General features: G+C 65.7%; 18 protein-coding genes, 1 tRNA gene and 1 pseudogene. 6 read left to right on the plus strand and 14 right to left on the minus strand.

What is annotated here, in order from left to right; genetic code table 11:
* Nucleotides 1-9: 9 nt before the first annotated feature.
* Both P9228_RS04450 and P9228_RS04455 read right to left on the minus strand, forming a co-directional pair.
* On the minus strand, nucleotides 10-1,536 hold the full coding sequence (locus P9228_RS04450; RefSeq protein WP_278052504.1) for an ABC transporter substrate-binding protein: 1,527 nt from the start codon (nucleotides 1,534-1,536) through the stop codon (nucleotides 10-12).
* A gap of 108 nt (nucleotides 1,537-1,644) precedes the next feature.
* Nucleotides 1,645-3,219 carry an NAD(P)/FAD-dependent oxidoreductase gene (locus tag P9228_RS04455; RefSeq protein WP_278052506.1) on the minus strand — a complete coding sequence of 525 codons (1,575 nt, stop codon included), beginning with the start codon at nucleotides 3,217-3,219 and terminating at the stop codon, nucleotides 1,645-1,647.
* 119 nt (nucleotides 3,220-3,338) lie between these two features.
* Here P9228_RS04455 and P9228_RS04460 point away from each other — a divergent pair, with 119 nt between their 5' ends.
* The 5 genes from P9228_RS04460 to P9228_RS04480 all read left to right on the plus strand — a co-directional run bounded on the left by P9228_RS04460 (nucleotide 3,339) and on the right by P9228_RS04480 (nucleotide 10,265).
* Nucleotides 3,339-4,130, plus strand: a complete 792-nt coding sequence (locus P9228_RS04460; RefSeq protein ID WP_278052507.1) for a cyclase family protein — start codon at nucleotides 3,339-3,341, stop codon at nucleotides 4,128-4,130.
* A 301-nt stretch (nucleotides 4,131-4,431) separates the two neighbouring features.
* The gene (locus P9228_RS04465; RefSeq protein WP_278052509.1) at nucleotides 4,432-6,003 is read left to right on the plus strand and encodes an NAD(P)/FAD-dependent oxidoreductase; all 1,572 of its coding nucleotides are present in this window, start codon (nucleotides 4,432-4,434) and stop codon (nucleotides 6,001-6,003) included.
* Nucleotides 6,003-6,485, plus strand: a complete 483-nt coding sequence (locus P9228_RS04470; RefSeq protein ID WP_278052510.1) for a MarR family transcriptional regulator — start codon at nucleotides 6,003-6,005, stop codon at nucleotides 6,483-6,485. The genes P9228_RS04465 and P9228_RS04470 overlap by 1 nt, the downstream gene beginning before the upstream one ends.
* A gap of 50 nt (nucleotides 6,486-6,535) precedes the next feature.
* On the plus strand, nucleotides 6,536-8,689 hold the full coding sequence (locus P9228_RS04475; RefSeq protein ID WP_278052511.1) for an indolepyruvate ferredoxin oxidoreductase subunit alpha: 2,154 nt from the start codon (nucleotides 6,536-6,538) through the stop codon (nucleotides 8,687-8,689).
* Nucleotides 8,682-10,265 (plus strand): indolepyruvate oxidoreductase subunit beta family protein, encoded by a 1,584-nt coding sequence (locus tag P9228_RS04480; RefSeq protein WP_278052512.1) that lies wholly within the window; start codon nucleotides 8,682-8,684, stop codon nucleotides 10,263-10,265. Before P9228_RS04475 ends, P9228_RS04480 begins: the two co-directional genes overlap by 8 nt.
* A 154-nt stretch (nucleotides 10,266-10,419) precedes the next feature.
* Here P9228_RS04480 and P9228_RS04485 read toward each other — a convergent pair whose 3' ends face one another.
* The 10 genes and pseudogenes from P9228_RS04485 to P9228_RS04530 form a co-directional block, all read right to left on the minus strand.
* Entirely contained in the window at nucleotides 10,420-11,658 is a 1,239-nt protein-coding gene (locus P9228_RS04485) for a DUF1501 domain-containing protein (protein ID WP_278052513.1), read from the minus strand.
* Nucleotides 11,659-11,674: 16 nt separating this feature from the next.
* Nucleotides 11,675-13,125, minus strand: a pseudogene (locus P9228_RS04490) (DUF1800 family protein).
* A 99-nt stretch (nucleotides 13,126-13,224) separates the two neighbouring features.
* A complete protein-coding gene (locus P9228_RS04495) occupies nucleotides 13,225-13,509 on the minus strand; it encodes a hypothetical protein (protein ID WP_067003691.1) in 285 nt (94 codons plus the stop codon).
* A 109-nt stretch (nucleotides 13,510-13,618) separates the two neighbouring features.
* A complete protein-coding gene (locus tag P9228_RS04500) occupies nucleotides 13,619-14,065 on the minus strand; it encodes a periplasmic heavy metal sensor (protein WP_067003693.1) in 447 nt (148 codons plus the stop codon).
* The gene (locus tag P9228_RS04505; RefSeq protein WP_067324451.1) at nucleotides 14,062-14,511 is read right to left on the minus strand and encodes a hypothetical protein; all 450 of its coding nucleotides are present in this window, start codon (nucleotides 14,509-14,511) and stop codon (nucleotides 14,062-14,064) included. The genes P9228_RS04500 and P9228_RS04505 overlap by 4 nt, the downstream gene beginning before the upstream one ends.
* Nucleotides 14,512-14,570: 59 nt before the next feature.
* Nucleotides 14,571-15,104 carry an RNA polymerase sigma factor gene (locus P9228_RS04510; protein ID WP_067324453.1) on the minus strand — a complete coding sequence of 178 codons (534 nt, stop codon included), beginning with the start codon at nucleotides 15,102-15,104 and terminating at the stop codon, nucleotides 14,571-14,573.
* A 45-nt stretch (nucleotides 15,105-15,149) separates the two neighbouring features.
* Entirely contained in the window at nucleotides 15,150-15,575 is a 426-nt protein-coding gene (locus P9228_RS04515) for an acid-shock protein (RefSeq protein ID WP_278052515.1), read from the minus strand.
* 155 nt (nucleotides 15,576-15,730) lie between these two features.
* The gene (locus tag P9228_RS04520) at nucleotides 15,731-15,919 is read right to left on the minus strand and encodes a DUF2158 domain-containing protein (protein WP_067324751.1); all 189 of its coding nucleotides are present in this window, start codon (nucleotides 15,917-15,919) and stop codon (nucleotides 15,731-15,733) included.
* 172 nt (nucleotides 15,920-16,091) lie between these two features.
* On the minus strand, nucleotides 16,092-17,924 hold the full coding sequence (locus P9228_RS04525) for an adenylate/guanylate cyclase domain-containing protein (RefSeq protein ID WP_278052516.1): 1,833 nt from the start codon (nucleotides 17,922-17,924) through the stop codon (nucleotides 16,092-16,094).
* Between the two features lie 389 nt (nucleotides 17,925-18,313).
* A tRNA-Thr gene (locus P9228_RS04530) sits at nucleotides 18,314-18,389 on the minus strand.
* Between the two features lie 346 nt (nucleotides 18,390-18,735).
* On the opposite strand from P9228_RS04530, the gene P9228_RS04535 reads away from it, so the two are divergent.
* Nucleotides 18,736-19,938: a hypothetical protein gene (locus tag P9228_RS04535; RefSeq protein WP_278052517.1), complete on the plus strand. Its 1,203-nt coding sequence runs from the start codon at nucleotides 18,736-18,738 to the stop codon at nucleotides 19,936-19,938.
* A gap of 104 nt (nucleotides 19,939-20,042) precedes the next feature.
* Here the strand turns inward: P9228_RS04535 and P9228_RS04540 are convergent, their stop codons facing one another.
* Together P9228_RS04540 and P9228_RS04545 are read right to left on the minus strand one after the other, a co-directional pair.
* The gene (locus P9228_RS04540) at nucleotides 20,043-21,644 is read right to left on the minus strand and encodes a cisplatin damage response ATP-dependent DNA ligase (RefSeq protein WP_278052518.1); all 1,602 of its coding nucleotides are present in this window, start codon (nucleotides 21,642-21,644) and stop codon (nucleotides 20,043-20,045) included.
* A gap of 232 nt (nucleotides 21,645-21,876) precedes the next feature.
* Nucleotides 21,877-22,887 (minus strand): ligase-associated DNA damage response exonuclease, encoded by a 1,011-nt coding sequence (locus P9228_RS04545; protein WP_278052884.1) that lies wholly within the window; start codon nucleotides 22,885-22,887, stop codon nucleotides 21,877-21,879.
* Nucleotides 22,888-22,922: the final 35 nt, after the last annotated feature.

Genomic DNA, 22,922 nt, shown 5'->3' on the forward strand with positions numbered 1-22,922 from the left:
CAGATGTCATCAGGCCGGGGTCATCAGCGCCGGCAGCAGCGCGCCCGATACATGCTGCACGACATTGACCTTCTTCGAGTGCACGATCGGCTGAGCATACTGCATCAGCGGCAGCACATAGGCCTGCTCGGCGATGTATTTGTCGACGGCCTTCCAGCCGGCGATGCGCTTGGCCTCGTCCTTCTCGCCCCACAGCGGATTGATCATGTCGATCAGGTCCTGGCTGTCCCACACCGAATGCGGGCTAGGTCCATACATGGCAAAGCCGGTCGAGGTGGTCGGATCGCCGATCGCATTCCCCCAGTTGTAGAAGGCGGCCGGCGCCAGCTTGTCGGCGGCCCGCAGCTCGTAATGCTTGGCGATCTCGTAGACCTCGATATTGGCCTCGATGCCGACCTTGCGCCACATGCCGACGATCGCCTGGATCATCTCATAATCCTTGGGCTTGAAGCCCTTGGTCGTTTGGATGGTGAACTTGACCGGCTTCTTGGGCGAATACCCTGAAGCGGCGAGCAGTTCCTTGGCCTTTTCCGGATTGTGCTCGACTTTGATCGACGCGTCGAAGGCCGTGTATTCCGGCGTCTCCAGCGTGGCGATCGGCTGGCCGTAGCCGCGCAGCAGCCGCTTGACCAAGAGCTCCTTGTCCACCGCCATCACAGCCGCTTGGCGGACGTTCTTGTCGAGCATCGCCTCGATGTCGTTGAAGAAGATCATGCCGATGTCGGAGACATTCTTGATCGAGCCGGCGAGTCCGTCCTTGGCGATCAGCCGGTCATATTCTTCATAGGGGATTTCGAGCGTCACCTGCGAGGAGCCGGACTCGACCTCGGCGACGCGGCTTGCCGCGTCGGTGACGAACTTGATCGTCACGTTCTCGAAGGCTGGCTTGGCACCCCAGTAATTCGGATTGGCCTTCAGCCGCAGGAAGGCGTTGCGCTCGAATTTGTCGACCATATAGGGCCCGGTGCCGATCGGCGCCTTCTCGAAGCCTTCCGCGCCTACCTTCTCGTAATAGGCCTTCGGCATGATGTAGCCGGTCAGGAAAGACATCCATTTGAAATAGACCGGATCGAACTGCACGACGTCGCCGGTGATCTTGTTGCCGTCGATCTTGAAGTTGTTGACGTTCTTCCAGACGAACTGGATCGGATTGCCGGTCTTCTCGTCGCCCGCCCGCTGCAGCGACCAGACAACGTCCTCGGCGGTGAAGGGCGAGCCGTCATGCCATTTCACGCCGTCGCGGACCGTCATCGTCACCTTGCTGCGATCGTCGTTCCAACCCCATTCGGTGAGCAGGCCGGGTGTGAAGGAAAGGTCCGGCTTCTGCGGGATGAACTGGTCGAAGACCGACTGGTAGAGGCCTTGGATGGTCGGGTTCACCGCCGAAGGCCCGGTCGTCGGGTCCCAGGATGGCAGGTTGACGTTGTAGGCAACGGTGAGATCGTCCGCCGCCTTGGCTGCCTTCGGCAGTCCGAGTGTCGCCGCGCCAAGCGCTGCCGCGCCAAACCCAAGCAAATCGCGTCTGTTGATGGTCATGGTCGTTCCCCTTGTTGGTGTCGGTTTTTGACTTTCATTGTCGCGCGGCGTTGTTCATTCGCAAGGTCTGGTGGGCAACCGCGCCTTGTCCATCCTCGAATTCTGCTGCTAGTGCCCTCCCAGCTGTTGCGCCAGCATGAAGCCGGATCCGGCACCGGTGCCGGCGCCGGGCCATGTCGCGGCGCCGGTGAGGTAGAGGTTCGACACCGGCGTGTTCCAGCGCGCGAAGCCGCGCGCCGGACGGAAGAGAAAGTTCTGCGCCAAATGGTGGCTGCCGCAAATCTGGTCGCCGCCGACGAGGTTCGGATTCTCGCGCTCGAGGTCGAGCGGCGAGAAGATCGCGCGGCCGAGGATCTTCTGGCGCAAACCAGGCGCGTAGCTCTCGATGATGTCGAGCACGCGCTCGGCATAGGCGTCCTTGACCGCGTCCCAGGAACCGCGCGCGATCTTGCCGGCGGCATCGCCAAGGATTTCTGCCGGCAGCACGCGCACCTGGACCCAGAGAACGTGCTTGCCTTCTGGCGCCCGCGACGGATCGACGGCAGTCGGCTGTCCGACGACGAGCACCGGCTGATCGGGCAGCACGCCGGCAATCGCCTGCTGATAGGTGCGCGACATGGCATCGAGCGACGGCGCCAGATGCACATAGGCGAAGTGGCGAAGCTTGGCGCAGGCGCTCCAGTCCGGCAGATCGTCCAGTGCCAAATGGATCATCATCGTGCCCGGCGCATGGCGGAACTTTTTCATCGCCGCGTCGAACCCGGCATCGCCGGATCCGTTCGGCAACAGCTTGCCAGTCAGCGCCTTGGGCGCGACGCCGGCAATGACGGCCTTGCTGGCGACATGGAAATCGCCGGAGGCGAGCCGCACGCCGGTCGCGCGGCCGCCGGCGACGGTGATCTCCGCCACCTCCGCGCCGCCCATGATCTTGCCGCCGGCCGCTTTGACCATGCCGACAAGCGCGCGGATGATGGTGTCGGCGCCGCCCTTGCCGAGCACCATGCCAAAACTCTGGTTGGCCATTGATTCCAGATAGGGGAACACGGCGCCGCCAGCGATGTCTGGGGCGAAGTCGAGATGCATGCCCCAGGCGGCGAGCGTGGTTTGCACATGCGGCGTCTCGAAATTGTCCTCGAGCCACGCGCGGGGTGAAGACAGCAACAAGCGGCCGGTATCGAGCGCACCGCCAATGCCTTTCTTGCGCCAAAGATTCCAGGCCGTGCCGGCAAGCGCACGCGGGCTCATCGGCGATCCGAGCAGCGGGAACAGATGCTCCGCCTCGCCTGGAAAGGCCTCGACCAGCCGGCGCCATGTAGCGGCATCGGCCGCGGAGAAGGTGCCGAGCCGCGATGTCGTCTTCTCGAGATCGTTGCTGACGCCAAACCATCTTCCATCCGGGAAAGCGCTGGCGAAACAGTCGGCGACGGGCGAAAATTCCAGCCCGTGGCTTTTCAATTCATTTGCATATTTCCGATGGAAGGGAGAGCCAGCGAACAGGCTCAGGTTCATCGCGCCGAAGTCGTGCTTGAAACCGGGAAGCGTGTATTCCGCGGTCCGGACCGCGCCGCCGATAGTTGTGTTGCGCTCGAAAACTGCGGTTTTCCAGCCTTTGAGCGACAGATGCGCGGCGCAGGCCAGACTGTTGTGGCCCGCCCCAACAAAGATGGCGTCGAACTCGCTCACGCCCTGCCCCAAAATGCTTTATGCTTAAAGATAATTGCAGATGCATATGTTTTCGTCTAGTAGGATATTAAGGGCCGCAACGAGCCTTGATGAGCACGGAACAAGAGGGAACGAAGACAATGGATACGCAGAAACTCCTCGGCGAGGTCGCCGGCCAGCTGCTTTCGGGCGCCATCAAGGTGGTCGACTTGTCGGCGCCGCTCGGGCCCAACACGCCACTGATCAAGCTGCCGCCGGAACTCGCCGTCGACACGCCGAAGGTCGAGATCCACCCCATTTCAAAGTATGACAAGAACGGTCCGTGGTGGGCCTGGAACTGGCTGAAGCTCGGCGAGCATTCGGGCACGCATTTCGACGCGCCGCAGCACTGGATCACCGGCAAGGACTATCCAGACGGCGCCACCGACACCATTCCGGCGCAGAATTTCGTCGGTCCGGTCAATGTCATCGACTGTTCAGTGGAAGCCGCCGCCGATCACGATTTCCTTCTCACCGTCGACCACATCAAGGCGTGGGAGGCCGAGCACGGCGCCATCAATGCCGGCGAATGGGTGGTGATGCGCACCGACTGGTACAAGCGCAACGGTTCGGAAGCCGAGTTCCTTAATGCCAACGAGACCGGCCCGCACACGCCCGGCCCGACGGCGGAAGCCATCCAGTTCCTGATCAGCAAGGACATCAAGGGCTGGGGCTCGGAGACGATCGGCACCGATGCCGGCAAGGCCGGCGGCATGGAGCCGCCTTTCCCGGCGCACACGCTGATGCACAAAGCCAATCGCTATGGCCTCGCCAGCCTCTGCAACCTCGACCAGCTGCCGCCGAAAGGCGCGATCCTGATCGCCGCCCCGCTCAAGATCGAGCACGGCACCGGCAGCCCGATCCGCGCCCTGGCGCTCGTGCCGGGCAAATAGGGCGAGGTGGCGGTCTTCGGGAGAAGATCATGCTCGCGCGCAATGGAGTAGTGGAGAGGTGGGATCGGAGCGACGCTGGCGCTCTACGGCGCCCCCCTCTGTCCTGCCGGACATCTCCCCCACAAGGGGGGAGATTGCACGTCACCTCCGCTTTCGCCAATCTCCGACGTCCTAGGATTGAGCAGGGCGCCGAAACTGCCAATCTCCCCCCAAGTGGGGGAGATGTCCGGCAGGACAGAGGGGGGCGCGAAGGAACTCGCCTTAGTGCGATTGACGTTCACTTCTCGATTGCGAGTGCGCAATGACCGCTGCCGATCACATCATCGTCGGCAGCGGCATCAACGCCCTGGTCTGCGCGGCGATGCTTGGCGCCAAGGGCGCCAAGGTGCTCGTGCTCGAACGCAACGACCGCATCGGCGGCTGCATGCGCACCGATGAGATCACGGCGCCCGGCTTCGTCCATGACGTGATGGCGACGACCTTCGTCCTCTTCATCACCTCGCCGGCCTATGCCGCGCTCGGCAAGGATCTTGCGCGGCACGGGCTGGAATTCTGTCACACGACCACACCCACCGGCGTGCTTCGGCCCGATGGCAGCCATGCCGTGCTCACCACCGACCGGGCCGCCAATATCGCGGCGCTGAACGCATTTGCCTCCGGCGATGGCGACCGTCATGGCGGCGATGTCGGCGACATCGAACGCAATGCCGGACTGCTCTTCGGCCTGCTCGGTGGCGCGCTCTGGTCCTATCCGACGACGAAGCTCATGGCCGGCGAGGCGTGGCGGCGCGGTCCGCGCGAGCTTGCCGCCGTCCTGGGCGAGGCGCTGGTGCCGGCGCGGGGCTGGCTGGAGACCGCGTACAAGTCCGATACCGTCCGCGCGCTCTGGGCGCCCTGGGTGCTGCATGCCGGGCTTGGGCCGGAAGACGCCTTCTCCGGCCAGATCGCCAAGGTCATCGCCTTCGCGCTGGAGGCGGCCGGCGCACCGATCGTCAAGGGCGGGGCGAAGACCCTGCTCGCCGCCTTCGAAGCGCTGATCAAGGAGCGCGGCGGCGAAATCCGCGTCAACGCCGACGTCGCCTCGATCGTCCAGGCCGGCGGCCGTGCCACCGGGGTTTGGCTCGCCTCCGGCGAGACGCTGACGGCGGCAAAGGGCATCATCTGCTCGGTCACGCCGACGCAGCTCTATGGCCGTCTGCTCGGCAACGATGCGCCCGACGCAGCAACCAAGGCCACGCAGTCCTACCGCTACGGCAAGGGCAACTTCCAGCTCCACTACGCGCTGAACAAGCCGCCGGCCTGGCGCGGCGAGGGCCTCGGCAAGGTGGCGCTGCTGCATCTGACGCCGGGACTCGATGGTGTGTCGAAAGCCTGCAACGAAGCGGTGCGCGGCCTGTTGCCGGAAGTGCCGACGATCTGCGTCGGCCAGCCCCACGCGCTCGATCCGTCGCGCTGTCCGCTGGGCAAGGCAATCCTGTGGCTGCAGCTTCCGGAAGCGCCGCGCCACATCAAGGGCGATGCCGCCGGCAAGCTCGAGGCCCCAGCCGATGGCCGCTGGAGCGAGGCGCTGCGCGAGGCCTACGCCGACCGCGTCGAGGCGATCCTCGCTCATCACATCGATGGTTTTCGCGACACCATCATCGCGCGCCGCGCCTATTCGCCTGCCGATCTGGAAGCGATGAACATCAATCTGGTCGGCGGCGATCCCTATGGCGGCTCGTCCACCATCGACCAGTCCTTCTTGTGGCGGCCGTTCAAGGCCAGCCGCAATCACGAGACCGGCATTAAGGGCCTCTACCATATCGGCGCGTCGACGCACCCGGGCGCGGGGCTCGGCGGCGGCTCCGGCTTCCTGCTGGCGGGGAGGCTCTGATGGAACAGAAGCTTCCGGAAAAGCGCGAGCGCATCTCGACCCTCGGCCAGATCGGCCTGCAGCAATTCGCGCCCTATTTGATGAACCGCATCATGGGCCGCTACAACGCCACCCTGCGAGAAGACTTTCGCAAGCAGGGCCTGACCATTCCGCAGGTGCGCACGTTGGCCGTGCTCTCGGTCACCGACGGCATCACCGTCAACGACCTCTCGGTCTATACGGTGATCGAGCAATCGACCTTGAGTCGCACGCTCGACGCGCTGGAAGGCCAGGGCCTCGTGCGGCGCGAGCAGGGCGTCGCCGACAGCCGCTTCCGCCATGTGTTCCTGACCGATGACGGCCGGGCGCTTTTCACCCGCGCCTGGCCGGCCATGCATGATGCCTTCGAAGCGATGTTCGACGGCGTCGACGATGCCGAATATGCCGCGCTGATCGCGACCCTGCAGAAGATGCTGAAGAACATCCGCAAGCACGACATTTGAGTTTGACGTACGCGCCGCCGTCCAAACGGCGGTAACGGAAGGAGGCAGAGATGGCCGAACGGTCTTTTGCCAAGGAAGTTGAAAAGCTGAGGCTTGGCGCCGGCCAGGAATTCGCGGGCGAGGGCATCCTCGCCATCACCAAGGCAGTGCTGCAATGCGGCGTCGGCTATGTCGGCGGCTACCAGGGCGCGCCGATCAGCCATCTGATGGATGTGCTCGCCGACGCGCAGGACATTCTGGGCGAGCTCGGCGTGCACTTCGAGGCGAGCGCCTCGGAAGCAACCGCCACCGCCATGCTTGCCGCATCCGTGCACTACCCGATCCGCGGTGCCGCCACCTTCAAGTCGACGGTGGGCACCAATGTCGCCTCGGACGCTTTGGCGAACCTCGCCTCGGGCGGCGTCACCGGCGGCGCGCTGATCATCGTCGGCGAGGACTATGGCGAGGGCTCCTCCATCATGCAGGAGCGCAGCCACGCCTTCGCCATGAAGAGCCAGGTCTGGCTGCTCGATCCGCGCCCGAACCTGCCCTCGATCGTCAAGGCGGTCGAGGATGGCTTCGAGCTGTCGGAGGCCTCCAACACGCCGGTCATGCTGCAGGTGCGCATCCGCTGCTGCCACGTCCATGGCCACTTCATCGCCAAGGATAACAAGCGGCCGCCTATGTCGGTTGCCGATGCGCTGTCGGCCCCGCGCCGCGACACCGGCCGCATCGTGCTGCCGCCTGCCTCCTTCCTGCACGAGAAGGAGAAGGTCGCAAAGCGCTGGCCGGCGGCGGTCGATTTCATCAAGAGCCGCAAGATCAACGAGGTCTTTGGGCCGGACAATGGCTCGATCGGCATCGTCATGCAGGGCGGCATGTACAATTCGGTCGTCCGCGCGCTGCAGCGGCTCGGCCTTGCCGACACCTATGGCGACACCGACGTGCCGCTTTATGTGCTGAACGCCGTCTATCCACTCGTCGATGACGAGTTCCTTTCCTTCTGCGAGGGCAAACAGGCGGTGCTGGTCGTCGAAGAAGGCCAGCCCAACTATATCGAGCAGGCCTTTGCCGCGATGCTGCACAAGGCAGGGCGCGGCACCAAGCTGGTCGGCAAGGAGCATCTGCCGATGGCCGGCGAATATACCGGGCAGGTGATGCTGGACGGCATTGGCTCCTTCCTGCGCGCCTATGCCGCGCATCTGCTGCCCGGCGAGGTTCGCGCGCCGAACAAGTTGGGCGAGGGCGTCGACACGGCCGATCTCATCAATGTCGTTCCCGGCCGCCCGCCGGGCTTCTGCGTCGGCTGTCCGGAGCGGCCGATCTTCGCAGCCACCAAGCTGGTCGAGCAGGAGCTTGGCAAGCACCACATCGCTTCCGACATCGGCTGCCACCTGTTCTCGATCATGCCGCCCTTCGAGCTCGGTGCCACCACCATGGGCTACGGCCTCGGGCCGGCCTCGGCTTCCGCCTTCAATTCGCCGGAAGCGAAACGCCGGTCGATCTCCTTCGTCGGCGATGGCGGCTTCTGGCACAACGGTCTTACCTCCTCGATCGGCAACGCCGTCTTCAACAAGAATGACGGCGTCATCGTCATCGTCGACAATTTTTACTCGGCCGCCACCGGCGGCCAGGACATCCTGTCCTCGCGCGCCTCGAACCGCACCAAGTCCACAAAACATCCGATCACCGAAGCGGTGAAAGGCATGGGCGTCAAATGGCTGCGCCACATCGACCGCACCTATGACGTCGGCAAAATGCGCGACACGCTGCGCGAGGCGCTAACCACCGAGGAGAAGGGGCCGAAGGTCATCGTCGCCTCGTCCGAATGCATGCTGAACCGCCAGCGCCGCGAGAGGCCGCTGGTCGACAAGGCGGTCAAGGGCGGCGAGCGGGTCGTCAAGCCGAAATTCGGCGTCGACGAGGACGTCTGCACCGGCGACCACGCCTGCATGCGGCTCTCCGGCTGCCCGTCGCTCTCGGTGAAGTCGCTCGACGATCCGCTGCGCGACGATCCGGTCGCCTCGATCGACCAAAACTGTGTCGGCTGCGGCAATTGCGGCGAGGTGGCGGATGCGGCCGTGCTCTGCCCCTCCTTCTACCGCGCCGATGTCGTGCACAATCCGAGCCGCTGGGACCGTTTCCTGGAAAGCGCTCGCCGCGCAGTGATCGGCCGGTTGCAGCGCCGCCGCGAGAGTCGCCGTTTGATGTTCGCCGATGCTTGAGCAGGTTTCACCGCTGAACCCGAAGCCGGGCGCCTCTGATGACGAGCGGGTGATAAAACTCGCCGTGCTTGCCGTCGGCGGCCAGGGCGGCGGCGTGCTCGCCGATTGGATCACCGACGTCGCCGAGCGCAGCGGCTACATTGCGCAATCGACGTCGGTGGCGGGAGTCGCCCAGCGCACGGGGGCCACGATCTATTACATCGAGATGGCCCGCCACACCGGCCGGTTGCCGGTCTTCGCGCTGTCGCCATCGCAGGGCGACGTCGACATCTTGATCGCCGCCGAGCTGATGGAAGCCGGCCGCGCCATCATCCGCGGTTTCGTCACGCCCGAGCGCACGACGCTGATCGCCTCCTCGCACCGCATCGACGCCGTCTCGGAAAAGATCGAGCCGGGCGACGGCCGCGCCTCGTCGGAAAAGGTGCATGCGACGGCCGAGGCGGCCGCCAAGCGCTTCATCGCCTTCGACATGGAAAAGATCGCCGCCGAGCACGGCACGATGATCTCGGCCAGCCTGCTCGGCGCGCTGGCCGGTTCCGACGCGCTGCCCTTCGCGCGCGAAAACTACGAGCAGGCGATCGGCGCCGGTGACCGTGGCGTGAAGGCCAGCCTTGGCGCCTTCGGCGCCGCCTATGACCGGGCGCGCAGCATCGCGGTCGCGACAGCCGGGGATAACGCAACCGGGAAGCCTGCCGCTCCCGACACCACACCAACGGCGAAGATCAGCGGTCCCGAAACGCTGCTGAAGGGCTGGCAGGAACTCGTCGCCCGCGTCGCGGCGCTCCCGGAGCCTGTGCGCGACATGGCTGAACGCGGCCTGAGGAAGGTCGTCGACTTCCAGGACATCGCCTATGGCGGCGAATATCTCGACCGGCTGGACAAGGCGATCGCGCTGGACAATGCGGAGCGTGGCCATGCGCTGTCGGTCGCGGCCGCGAAACATCTGGCCAACGCCATGTGCTACGACGACATGATCCGCGTCGCCGACCTCAAGACGCGTTCGACCCGCGACAGGCGCGTGCGCAAGGAAGTCGGTGTCAGGGAAGGCTTGGTCCTGCAGGTCACCGAATATTTCCATCCGCGCATCGAGGAATTCTGCGGCACGCTGCCGCTAGCAATCGGCAGTTACATCGAGAATCGCCCGAAGCTCGCCGCCTTCCTTGACCGACGCATCAACCGCGGCCGCCATATCCGCACCGACAGTTTCACCGGCTTCGCCATGCTCTGGTTCATCGGCGGCCTGCGCCGCTGGCGCCGCCGCCTGCTGCGCCACAAGGTCGAGGTCGAGCATCTGGAGCGCTGGTACGAACTGGCGCTTGCCCGTGCGCGCGAAAACTATGCGCTTGGGCTGGAGATCCTGAATTGCCGCCGCTTGATCAAGGGCTACAGCGACACCCACGCCCGTGCCCAGTCGAAATTCGACCGCGTGCTCTCGGCGCTTGCCATGCTCGAGGGCCGCGAAGACGCCGCCGACTGGATCCGCCGCCTGCGCGAAGCGGCGCTGAAGGACGAAAAGGGCGACATGCTCGACGGCGCGCTGAAGACCGTGGCGACGCTCGACGACGCCGCCCGATAACGAGGATGTGATCAATCCTCCTCCGACGGATTTCGACCCTGTCGTCCGTTTCACGGCGCTAGGATCTGCATGCGTCGCTTCGCTTCCTTGCTCCGCCCGACAATGACGAATGACAGCAGACGCCGCACCTGTCACCGATGGGCAAAGTCGAGGCTCACGCCACCAAATCCCGCATCGGCTTCACCTCTCCTGAGTCCGGAAACACCTTGTCGCCGAGCACGGCGGCGGAGAGCCCGAACTGCCCGGCAAGCAACCCCTTCAGCACCGCGCGCACATCGCTGGTCGGCGCGAGGTCGCGGCCTTGGTAGAGCTGAGCCGGCTTCAGCCCCGGCCAGTCGGCGATGACGCGGCCACCTTTGATCGCGCCGCCGGCGAGCAGCACCACCGTGCCGGTGCCGTGGTCCGTGCCGACGGTGCCGTTGACGCGGGCGGTGCGGCCGAATTCGGTGATGGCGACGATCGCGGTGTCCTTCCAGCGCTCGCCGAGCCCTTTCTCGAATTCCTCGAAGGCGCCATCGAGGCCGCCGAGCAGGTTGGCGAGCCGCCCCGTGGCGCCGCCCTCGTTGACATGCGTGTCCCAGCCGTCGAAGGCCAGCGCCGCAATGCGCGGCCCGTCGTCGGCCGCCATCAGTTTCGCCGCGCCTTGCGCGGACTGGCGCATGCCGGCGGCGTTGGCGAGGCCGCCGCGGGGTTTCATCGTATTGCCATCGAGCTGGTCGCTCATCGCCATGCGGTCGGCGTCGAGGCCCTTCTGCAGCACCGCTGCCAGCACCGGGTCGCGATGGTTGTAGAGGTCGAGCACACGCTCCGCCAGCGCATCGCTGGGCGTCGGCAGCGCCTGCGGCGCCCAGCCGAGCACGGGTGCTGCGCCACGGATCACCAGCGGCATCGATGGGCCCACCGCCAGCCCGCCGAGCTTGGCCACTCTTTCACCTGCCGGGAGGCTGGCTATCGCCCGATTTAGCCAACCGGTTGTGGCGTTGCCAGGGCCCGGCAGGCCGCTCTCCAGCACATCCTGGCCGTCGAAATGCGAGCGGTCGCGGTAGCCGGTCGCGGCCGCGTGCACCGCGGCCGCCTGACCTGCCTTGAACAGCCGCGCGAACACTGGCATCGCGGGATTGATCGCGAAGAAGCTGTCGAGCGGCAGCGCCGCATTGGCGCCGGAGAGCGACAGCGCGATGTCGCCATGCAGGCCGGCATAGTCGGGGTCACCGAGCGGGCCGATCGTCGACAGCCCATCCAGCGCGCCGCGCAATATGATGACGATCAGGCGCGGATCGCGATGGTCGGCGGCGCGGGCGAAGCGTGGCAGACAGGCCCAGGCAAACAGCGCGCCGCCTGTCGTCAGCACGGCGCGCCGAGATGGATTCGGCGTTTCACAAAGAAGACTCATGCCGCTTCTCCATTGTTCACCGCCGTTGAAATTCCGGCGCCATCAGCAGCAGCGCCAGGCCTTGCTGTTTGGACTCGGCGCGCGCGATCGCTTGGCGCGTCTCGGCCGAGGCGGAGGCGCCGATCACGGTGGAAAGCATGTCATCGGGATTGCCGATGTCGCTCGCCTGACGAGCCGCTTGCCAGGCGATGTCGAGGCGCGTCTTGAGGCCTTCGGCGGACGCCCAGCTATCCGTCCGGTCGGAAAAGCCGTTCGGCCCGGGGGTTGCCAGAGCGGCTCGCCCAGCGCCCTTAGCCAGCGCAGCGTTCGTTGCGGCTCTTTCCCGGCGGTGGAGCCGATCGCCCGCCGGACCGCTACGGCATAGTCCAACGGCGAGCGCAATTTTGTCAGCGGCAGCGACCAGGCTTCAGGCAGATCGACCAGTGCAAGCGCGAGCGCGCGCAGGTCGCCGTCCGTCTTGGTGAAGATCTCGGCAAGGCGGTCGACTACAGCCGCCGGCGGATCGTCGGCAATGAAATGGCGGGCAAGCTTGGTAGCGATGTGGCGCGCGGTCGCCCGCTGGCGGGCGATGTCGTTGAGCGCGGCCTCGGCCTGGCCCATGCCGCCGGCCGGGTAGGTCTTGCCGAGCAGCACCGCCTCGCCAGGCTGATGCGCATTGGCGTCGAACACAAATGTGCCGGGCTCGCCCAGGCGGCCCTTCCGTCCGGCCATCGTCCAGCCGGTGAGCGCTCCCGCGAAACTCGTGACATCCGCCTGGCTATAGCCGCCGTCGACGCCCAGTGTGTGCAATTCCAGGATCTCGCGGGCGAGGTTCTCGTTGAGGCCGCGGCCGCGCCTTTTTCCGGCGCGCGAATCCGGTCCGGTCGATTGTCGGTTGTCGAGGTAGAACAGCATCGCCGGGTGATGCTCGACGGCCAGCAGCATGTCGGCGAAGCGGCCGAGCACGAAGGGGCGGACAGCCTCGCGCTCGAAAGCGCCGGCGCAGGCCCGCACGAGTTGGCCCTTGGCGGTCGAGACGCAGAAATGGTTCGACCAGAAACCGACCAGTCTTTCGACAAAGCCCGGTGCGGCACCGAGCGCCTTGTCGAAACGGGCTTGCGCTTCATCCCGATAGATATCGGCCTCGACCGGCGGCACGCCTGACTTGCGTTTTGCCTCGGCTGAGCCGTCCGAAGTGTCTGCCGCAGGCTGCATGGCGGGCGCTGGCTTCTCCCGCGCTGCCTTGCGCTCCGCGGCGGCAGCCATGCTGGCCTGGATCGCGGCGGTGCTGTCCAACAAGCCGGCATTTTTTGAATCGTCGGCCGAGACAAGCGCGACATCCAACAGCTCGAGCTCGGCCTTCAGATAACCGCGCGCATCGGCCGCAATCTTGCCGAGATCGTCACCAGGTTTCGCGCCAAGCCCGAAGCGGTTGAGCGCGACCAAGGCTGGATCGGGCGGAACGGCATTTGGAACGGATAGAGCCAACAGAGCCTCCGTCGCGGACCGACGCAGGTCGCGTCGGCGGTATCTCCACGGTCGAAAAGCCTTATGATGCCGGAGTCGGCATGATGAGGCCGGCAGGGCTTACCAGCGGCGCCAGTAACGATCGCCGTGCCACGGACGCCAGGCCGGGCCGATATAGACGCTTGGGCCACCCCAGTAGTAATAGCCCGGATAGATCACGCGGCGGTTGGGCACGCAGCGACCCCACCGGTTGGGGTGCCAGCCGGGGCCGCAGCCCCAGGCCACATGCTCGACAATCGCAGGCGCCGCAGGCGCCGCAAGCGGCATTGCCGAGGCTGCACTTGCCGCGGCAGTCCCGCCGATGGCAAGCGCAGCCGCAACAGAATATTTCGTCAGACCATTCATGGGATACTCCGAAGTTTCTCGAGGTTGAACCGGCCACGTCGCGTTCGCGTGGCGGCAGGCGTGTCCCTCTTTTTCTTTGAACGGAGACGGCCGGCGCTTTCCGTCGCTCTTATGGCGTATTTTTTGCCGGGATCGGCCGCTGCCTGCCGACATGACGCAATAGGGCGTCGGCCAGCAGCTTACGGTCATCTAGCGGGCTCGACGCGGCGAATTCGACGATGCGCTGTTCCAGCCGGCTGCGGATGGTGGCGTCGGCATTGCGCGCCCGCTCCAGGGCTGCGGCCAGAGCGTTGGCGTCGAGCGTCGGCTGCTGCAAGAGGTTGGCCGCCTCACGCCGCGCCTGCTGTCCGTCGAGGATGACTGCGCGCGACTCGCGCCGAACCTCGCGCAACGCCTGGCGGAATACCTTGCGGTCGCTGGCGGGAAGCTGACCGCCGGCCGATTCCAGCGAATAGCCGCCTCCGGAACGGCCGATCAGCCAGCCTGCACCGCCGGCGACGGCACCGATCAGGAAGACGTTCAGCACCAGCGATGCCGCGAAAAGACGAGCGCTCATAGGTCCTCCGTGTCGGCGTCGGGACCGGCATCGCCGAACGACGTTGCGTTGGCATCCATCACATAATGGTCGGACGTGGCATCTGGCGTGACAACGGTGACCAGCGCCAGCCCGACCACGGCGCCGGCAAGGCCGACGCCGGCAAGTCCAAAGCCCAGCCACCAAAACCGGCGGCGCCGCCCCTGGCTGAGCTGCGTGGTGGCCCGTGCGACAATCTCGCCATGCAGCGTCCGGCTTGGGGCTTCGACGTGATGACGGTCGAGAATGGCATCGAGCCTGCCGGCGGTCGCCAGAATGGCGCGACCCTCTTCGCTCTCCGCAAACAGCGTGGCGGCAGCCTGGTCGGCCCGCGGCCAGCGATGCAGGGCGCTGCCATAGGCGTCCGCAAGTGCAGCGAAGCGTTGGGCACTCATCGCCCCGTCAGCGGCCTTTCTTTCGTCAGCCATCTCGTTTCCCCTTCCACGGGTTTGACGTGGCCGCCCAAGTCCCAACCGCCGCCAGCTGCTCAGTCATCGCCATCTCCGATGAGCATGGCTTGCAGCGAGCGTCGACCCCGCGCGAGCAGGCTTTCCAGCGCATCGACGCTGACCTGCATGGCGCCGGCGGCCTCGATGTTGGACATCTCCTGATAATAGACGAGCACGATCGCCTCGCGCTGGCGCGGCGCGATGCGCAGCAGCGCCTGCTGGACGCGCCGGCCTTCGTCTCCGGCGTCGGGAAGCGGTGCCTCGTCCGCAGCCTCCGGCAGTTCGTCCGTCACCCATTCGCGGCGCCGCCGCAGCCGGTCGTAGCAGAGATTGAGCGCCACCCGGTGGACCCAGGTGTCGAAACGCGCATGACCTTGGCGCCAGCCAGAGGCATGACGCCAGATGCGCACGAAGGTCTCCTGGGCGACGTCCTCGGCCTCGGCGGCATCGCCGAGCATGCGGGTGGCGAGCGAAAGCAGGCGCGGCAGCTTGCGCGCCACCATCGCCTGCACGGCGGCTTGATCGCCGGCACCGATGCGCCGTACCAGTTCCTCGTCCGGATCGGCGCCCATCAAGCGGGGCGCTCCCAATGATCATGGTGCTGCATGACCTCTCGGTCATTGCTCCTGATTGGGAGCGGTTTTGTGGCCCGGCCGTTCCTCGGCGCGCATAACGCCGTCGCCGTTCTTGTCGAGCCTGGCGAAGCGCTTGGCCAAGAAGGCGTCGAGCTCGGATTTGTCGACGAAGCCGTCCTTGTTGGCGTCCATGCGCGCGAAGGATTTGGCAGGATCGCCCTTGGCCTTGCGCTGGGTCTGGAACGCCGTCCACTCGGCGAGGCTGACCTTGCCGTCGCCGTCGGTGTCGGCCCGCATGAAAGCCTTTTCCCGGCGCGCCTCGAACTTTTCCAGGGTGATGCCCGGCCTGGCGGAGGCGGATGCGATTGGCGCCGGCTGCGCCGGCGCGGTGGCAGGCGTCGCTGTCTGGGCGGCCGCGGCGGCGGCCTGCAGGCCAAGGGCAACGACAAATATCGAACGGCGGATCATGCTCTCGTCTCCGGTTGCGCATGGCCATTGGCGGCCACGCTTCAGCCGTTAAACGCGGCAACAGGGAAAATCCGTCGGTCGTTTCTGACGAGACAATTAGCAAGAGTCCGGCAAGAAGCCGGGCCGGAGCCGATCGGGAACGAGGGTGAGCGAAACTATTTCCGTTCGTCGACCACCATCAGCTGATCCGGCTTGAAGCCGGCATGTTGCGGGGTCCACACGTCGCCATCACGGTTGAACCAGTGGCACAGATACGTGCCCGAGGCAGCGCCATCACTCACCGTCATCTCCGGGCCTCCGGATTTTAGCCTGACGATGTCACCGGTCTTGAAAGTGTTGGGCATTTTGGCCTCCTTGCTAGAGACCGGGAGTTTCCCACCAACAGCGATTCTCGACAATGCCCGAGATTCGCTGCAAAGCCCGGAAGAGCGTGCGTTCCGCTTTCGGCCCCTGGGTAAAGGAGGTCGCCTGGCCGCACGCGGCGCGCAGGAGAGGGCATCGTTGCAGTCGCGACGATCACTCCGGCACGCCGGCGATGCCCAGCGCCTCGACGTAGCGCTCGGCGAACACCTTGTCCAGCCACGGGTTGATCTGTCTCTGCAGGGTGAGCGTGAAGGTCGGGAACGCCTCCATCAGGCGGCGCGCCGCGGCCTGCGCCTCGTCCAGCCGGTTGAGCTTGACCAGCGCCATGATCACCACACGGTGCGAGGAGCCGTAGTTCGGCATCTCGTGGAGCGCGCGTTCTCCCCATGCCAGTGCTTCCTCGTAGCGCTCGAGCATCAGATAGCTCATCCCGATGCCGGAGAGCGCGATGCCTTTCTCGGGGTCGACCGGACTTAGCCGCATCGCCCTGTGAAAGTGCTCGATCGCCACGAGCGGGCGGCTGGAATGCGCGTTCACCCAGCCGCTGCCGGTATGGCCCTGCGCCGAATTGGGGTTGAGCAGCAGGGACCGTTCGATCGTGCCCAGCGCCATCTCGTATTCCTTCGCGCTGTAGGCGATCACCTGCGCCGCGAAGCGCAGGCTGGTGGGGTCGTCGCGTGCTTCCGCCAGCACCTCGCGCGCCATACGCGCGGCGACTCGCACATCGTCGGGCTCGTGCCAGCACTGGCTCACGGATAAGCTGCGGATATAGGCGCCGAGTGCCTTCGCCAAGGTGAAGCCAGGGTCGATGCTGAGCGCCTCGTTGGTGAGCCGGCGCACATCGGCAAAGCCTTCGCGCGTCATGCTGTAGAAGCGCGGCAGTGCGCGAAGATAGAGGTCGTAGGCGCTGATGTAGTCGGTCGGCTTCATGCGCGCCTGCTTGATCTCCTCCAGCCGGATGCTCGGCTCGACAGCGCCGACGACGCTCTCGGTCACCTTGTCCTGCAGGTCGAAGATGTCGCTAACGTCGCCCTCGAAGCGGCCGGTCCAGACATGGTGACCGCTGATCGCGTCTACCAACTGCCCGCTGATGCGCACGCGCGATCCGGCTCTGCGGATGCTGCCTTCGAGCACGTAGCGGACGCCCAGCTCGCGCCCGACCTGGCGCAGGTCGACCGCCCGGCCCTTGTAGGTGAAGGACGAGTTGCGGGCGATCACGAAGAAGGAGTTCACCCGGCTCAATCCCGTGATGATGTCCTCGACCAGCCCGTCGGCGAAGTATTCCTGGTCAGGGTCGCCGCTCATGTTGGTGAAAGGCAAAACCGCGATCGAGGGCTTCTCGGGCAGGGGAGGCGGTGCAGCCACCGAGGCGCTGGCGTCGGTCTCGACGCGGTAGGCGCGCACGGGCCGCTCGATGTTCTTGAGGCGCAGGTTGCCGAGCGGGGTGAAGCCGCAGTCGAGCTTGCCCTGGAGGTGGTCGTAGGCGGTGCCCGAGACGACCACGGTCCCGGGATCGGCGGCGCTTTCGAGGCGGGCGGCGATGTTGACCCCGTCGCCGTAGAGGTCGCCGTCCTCCTCGCAGACCACGTCGCCGAGATTGACGCCGATGCGCAAGCGAATCCGCTCTTCCTCCGGCGTCTTCGCCTCGTGTTCCGCCACAGCCTGCTGGATCGCCACCGCCGATGTCACCGCATTGACGACGCTCGCGAATTCGCAGAGCATGCCGTCGCCGGTGAGCTTGACGATGCGTCCCTGGTTCTCGGATACCAGCGGCTCGAGGAGGTCCTTGCGGTAGGCCTTCAGCCGCTCGAGCGTGCCGCGTTCGTCGCGCTCCGTCAGGCGCGAATAGCCAACCACGTCGCAAGCCAGGATCGCTGCGAGGTGGCGCTGCGTGCTCATTACACGGCTCAGCCAGGCGCCTGCACGCGGGCCGTCCCGCGTCCATGTCCTGCCGGCTTCCATGCGCCTCACCTGCACGCTATCCATCTTTCCCAATCTCCGCCCGTCGCTGGAACGGAGAGCAACTTGACCTTGCCCTCACGAGATTCCGCTATCCAGCTTGCGAAGCGTGGAGCGTTCAGTCGCGCTACAGTCAACCAACGACCCGCCCACGCAGCCTCTGGGGACGCTGACGCCACTTCCAGAAGGCCGGGGATGTTGGCTGGCTTGTGTAACCGGTTGACGCCACCGTGGCGGCGCTTTTGTATCGGCATCACACCGAACACTCACGCTTGGAGGTGCTGAGGTCGGCAAGCGGCGAAATGCTGCCGTACGACGCCGCAGCGTTTCGGCTTAGGGCGATCTTGGGTGGGTTTATGGGCGAACCCAAATCCACCCGACAGGTATGGTATTGGAATTAGACGCTTTTAGGAAACTGGTGCCGCTTGCGTGACTCGAACACGCGACCCCATCATTACGAATGATGTGCTCTACCAACTGAGCTAAAGCGGCCCGGGAAGCCGCTGGGCTTCCAAGATGCGCCGGTTAATAGACTCAACCGCCAGCTAATTCAAGATGGCTGGCGGCGAAATCCTGCGCTCATGCGCGGCAATTCCGTCGCTTGCCGCTGCGCGTCAGCCTTAAGCGCCGCGCCAGCAGGGCTTGCGGGCCCGCGCCGGCAGGCGTCCGATTCCGTTGCAGGCCGATCCGGCGGCGGCGACAAAAATGTTGATTCTTCAACAAAAAACGCCGAAATGGGCATTGGATGCGTCGGCAAGGCAGCCGCCCGCCCGTTGATTGACTGGTCGCCTGCGGCTAACGATCGATAACTGTGAGCGAACGCGCAGAGGGAGCTCGCTTGGACGCCATCGAGAAAGCGATCCGCAACGCCTTCGAGAAAGGCAATCCCGAGGACCGGGCGTTTCGCGAGAAGGTCTATCGCTCGGCTTTTGCCGCGCTCGATCGCGTGCTGCAGGCCAACCCCAACGTGACGGTGGAAGCCGCCATCAACCGCCGCAAGGCGGTGCAGGCCAAGATCACCGAGATCGAATCCGAATTCCTGCCGGCTGTCCAGGCCGTTCCTGACGTGACGCTTCCGCTGGACAGCGGTCCATTCGTCGGCAACGCCGCGCCGGGGCCGGCGGTCGACACGCCGAGCCAGTCTCCCGCGCCGCCGGTGGATGCCCCGCGGGGCCCCGACCAGGCGGCACCGTCGCCGTCGATCACCGTCGACGGTCCGGTGCAGGCCGACACATCGGATGCGCCGCGCTCGCGCGTGCTGCCCCGCGTGCCCGACATCATGCCGGACGAGGCGCTTCCGAACGCGCCGACGCTTGATGACTCTCCCGGAGCGTCCATCGGCAACGGCGCCGAAGTGGCGCCGGATCGCGATGAACGGCGTATCCGTGGCCGGCGCCTGCCGCTCACCGCCATCTTTGTCGCGGCGACCCTGCTGGCGGCTGCCGGCATCGGCCTCTATTTCGCCAAGCAGACCGGCGTCTTCAAGACGGCGGCTGAACTCAACACCGGTCCGCCAGAGCCGACCCCGACGCTGGAAGACGAAGACTCCTCGCAGCCAGCCGACACCGGTTCGCCGCAGAAGCCCGGCGAGGCGGATCAGTCGAAGAACTGGATCAACGTCTTCTCGCCCAGCGATCCGACCCATGTCAGCACACCGTCCGACGCCGCCGCCGATGTCATGAAGGACGACACCGGCCAGTTCCTGCGCGTCCGCTCGGGCGCATCCGGCTCGGCCATCGCCTTCGATGTCGGCCAGGGCGTGCTGGAAAAGCTCGCCGGCAAGCATGCCATGTTCGATATCATCGCCCGCTCGGAAGAAGGCAAGGAGACGCAGATCTCGGTCGACTGCAATTTCGGCGAGCTCGGCGATTGCGGCCGCAAGCGCTATGCCGTCGGCCACGAGCGCAACGAATACCTGTTCGACGTGCAGTTCCCGAACAAGCACCCGGGTGCGGCCGGCACCATCGCCGTCAATTCCGATTTCGACAAGCAGGGCAAGTCCGTCGACATCTACGAGATCCGCGTATCGATCGCGGAGTGACCTCGGCATCGGCAGCGAGTGGCTATCTCCAGGGATGCGACCGACCTCCCCTTGATGGAGAGGTCGGCGCGAAGCGCCGGGTGGGGTGAAGCGCCGGCAGATTTCTAGCTGTCGAGCAACGCCTGCAGCGTCTCGATCCGGTCGGCCTCGGCGGCCGGCTTGTCCCAGCGCAGCCGTGAGATGCGCGGGAAACGCATCGCGACGCCCGATTTATGGCGCGTCGAGCGGTTAAGGCCTTCGAAGGCCACTTCCAGCACCAGCCCATTCTTGCGATCGGCGCGCACCGAGCGCACCGGCCCGAACCGCTCGATCGTATGGTCGCGCACATATTTGTCGATTTGCCGCAGCTCCTCGTCGGTGAAGCCGAAATAGGCCTTGCCGACCGGCACCAGCTCTTCCGATCCCTCCGGGCCGGACCAGACCCCGAAAGTGTAGTCGGAATAGAAGCTCGAGCGCTTGCCGTGGCCGCGCTGCGCATACATCAGCACCGCATCGATCGTGTGCGGATCGCGCTTCCACTTGAACCAGGGGCCTTTCGGCCGGCCGGCAAGATAGGGCGAATCCCAGCGCTTCAGCATCACCCCTTCGATGATCGGATGCGGCGGCGCCTGGCGCAGCCGCTCCAGCGTCTCCCAATCCGAAAATTCGACCAGCGGCGAAAGGTCGAAGCGGCTGGGATCGAGCGTCTGGACGAAGGCTCCGAGCCGGGTGCGGCGCTCGGCGAAGGGGAGGCTGCGCAAATCCTCGCCGTTGATTTGCAGCGCGTCGTAGCAGCGCATGAAGGCCGGATATTGCTGCTGGATTTTTGGCGAGACGCTCTTGCGGTTCAGCCGCTGCTGCAGGTCGGAGAAGGTTCCGGTCGCCTCGCGCGGGTCGCCGACCAGCAATTCGCCGTCGAGCGCCGCCTCGAAATCCATCGTCGCGGCGAGGTCCGGGAAAGCGCCGGAAACATCGTCGCCGGTGCGCGAATAGAGCCGGCGGATGCCGCCCTCGCACACCGCCTGGACCCGGATGCCGTCCCACTTCCACTCCGCCGCATAATCGGCCGGATCGAGCTTCTCCAAGTCGCCGTCGTCGACCGCATTGGACAGCATCACCGGCCGGAACAATGCGAGCGCCGCGCTCCTCGGTTTTTCCGCCCGGCCTTCCAGCCACGCAAAGAGCGCCGTGTAGGGTGGCGTCAGCCCGTGCCAGAGCTCCTCGATCTCGACGACATCGACTTGGCCGAGATCGGCCAACGCCTGCTTGGCAAGCCGCGCCGACACGCCGATGCGCAACCCGCCGGTAACCAGCTTGATGATGGCAAAGCGCGCAGAGATGCTGGCGCTGTCGAGAAGCCTAGCGAGCACCTGCGGCCCGTCGGAGCGGCTCGCCGCCTGCAGCTTGCCGACCACTTCGGCGAGCGTTGGCGCGTGGTTCGGTATGTGGCCGGCCGGCTGCGGCCAGACCAGCGACACCGTCTCGGCGAGATCGCCAACATAATCGTAGGAATAGCCGAACAGCACGGGGTCCATCCGCTCGACCACCAGCCCGCGCAGCATCGCCGGCTTCACCGCCGCGATCGACAGATCGCCGGTGATCGCCGCCAGCGCCAGTCCGCGGTCGGGATCCTCGACGCTACGGAAATAGTCGGTGAGCAGCGTCAGCTTGCCGTTGCGCGAAGGCGTCAGCACCAGCCGGTCGAGGAGCTCGGCGAAGCGGTTCATGCGCGACACGCCAATGACGAAAGCCGGCGCGAGGCACCCCTCTCTGTCCTGCCGGCCATCTCCCCCTCAAGGGGGGAGATCAGATGCCGCGCCGGCTTTCGCCAATCTCTCGCGTCGCGGGAGATGCGTCGGCGCTGAAACTGCCAATCTCCCCCCTTGAGGGATAGATGTCCGGCAGGACAGAGGGTGGCGCCGTAGAACTCGGCGGCGGCGATTGGCGAACACTGTTCCATCAATCGCCCTCGTCCTCATACCCAACAAGATGCAGCGGCCGCGCGGCGATGCCCTCCAGCTCGCACCAGCGCACCAGCGCTTCCTCGCGGCCATGCGTCACCCAGACCTCCTCGGCGCCCGTTTCCTTGATCGTGGCGATGAGCTCGTCCCAGTCGGCATGGTCGGAAATGATCAGCGGCAGCTCGACGCCGCCCTGCTTGGCGCGCTGACGGATGCGCATCCAACCTGAAGCGAAGCAGGCGATCGGGTCGGGGAAGCGCCGCGCCCAGCGGTCGGCGAAGGCGGCCGGCGGCCCGACGACGACGGTGCCTTCGAAATCGGCCTTGCCGCCGCTTTCCACCGTCGCCGGTTCGATCTGCCCCAGATCGATGCCCTGGCTCTGGTAATACTCGCTGAGCTTGGCGAGCGCGCCGTGGATGTAGATCGGCCTGTCGTAACCGGCCTCGCGCAGCAGCCGCATGATGCGCTGCGCCTTGCCCAGCGCATAGGCGCCGATCAGGTGCGAACGCTCGGGAAATTGCATCGCCGATTTGAGCAGGCGCGCGATCTCCACATGGTCCGGCGGGTGCCGGAACACCGGCAGCCCGAAGGTCGCCTCGGTGATGAAGACATCGCAAGGCACCGGCTCGAACGGCAGGCAGGTAGCGTCCTTCTGGCGCTTGTAGTCGCCGGAGGCGACGATGCGCAGGCCCTGATGCTCGACGACGATCTGCACCGAACCCAGCACATGCCCGGCCGGATGGAAAGTGACGGAGACGCCGTTGATATCAATCGTCTCGCCAATGACTGCTGCCTGCGTGGTTTCGGCGAAATCCTCGCCATAGCGCAGGCCCATGATGTCGAGCGTTTGCTGTGTGGCAAGCACCGAGCGGTGGCCTGAGCGCGCATGATCGGAATGGCCGTGCGTGATCAGCGCGCGGCTGACCGGCCGAACCGGATCGATGAAGAAATCGCCTGGCGGGCAGTAGAGCCCTTCGGGTCGTGGCTTGAGCAGGTCGCTGGCGCGCATGGCCTTGAACATAGTGGCTGAATTCGACGCGGGAA

Origin of the sequence: Mesorhizobium sp. WSM4898 (genome assembly GCF_029625845.1) — a bacterium.
Lineage (GTDB): Bacteria > Pseudomonadota > Alphaproteobacteria > Rhizobiales > Rhizobiaceae > Mesorhizobium.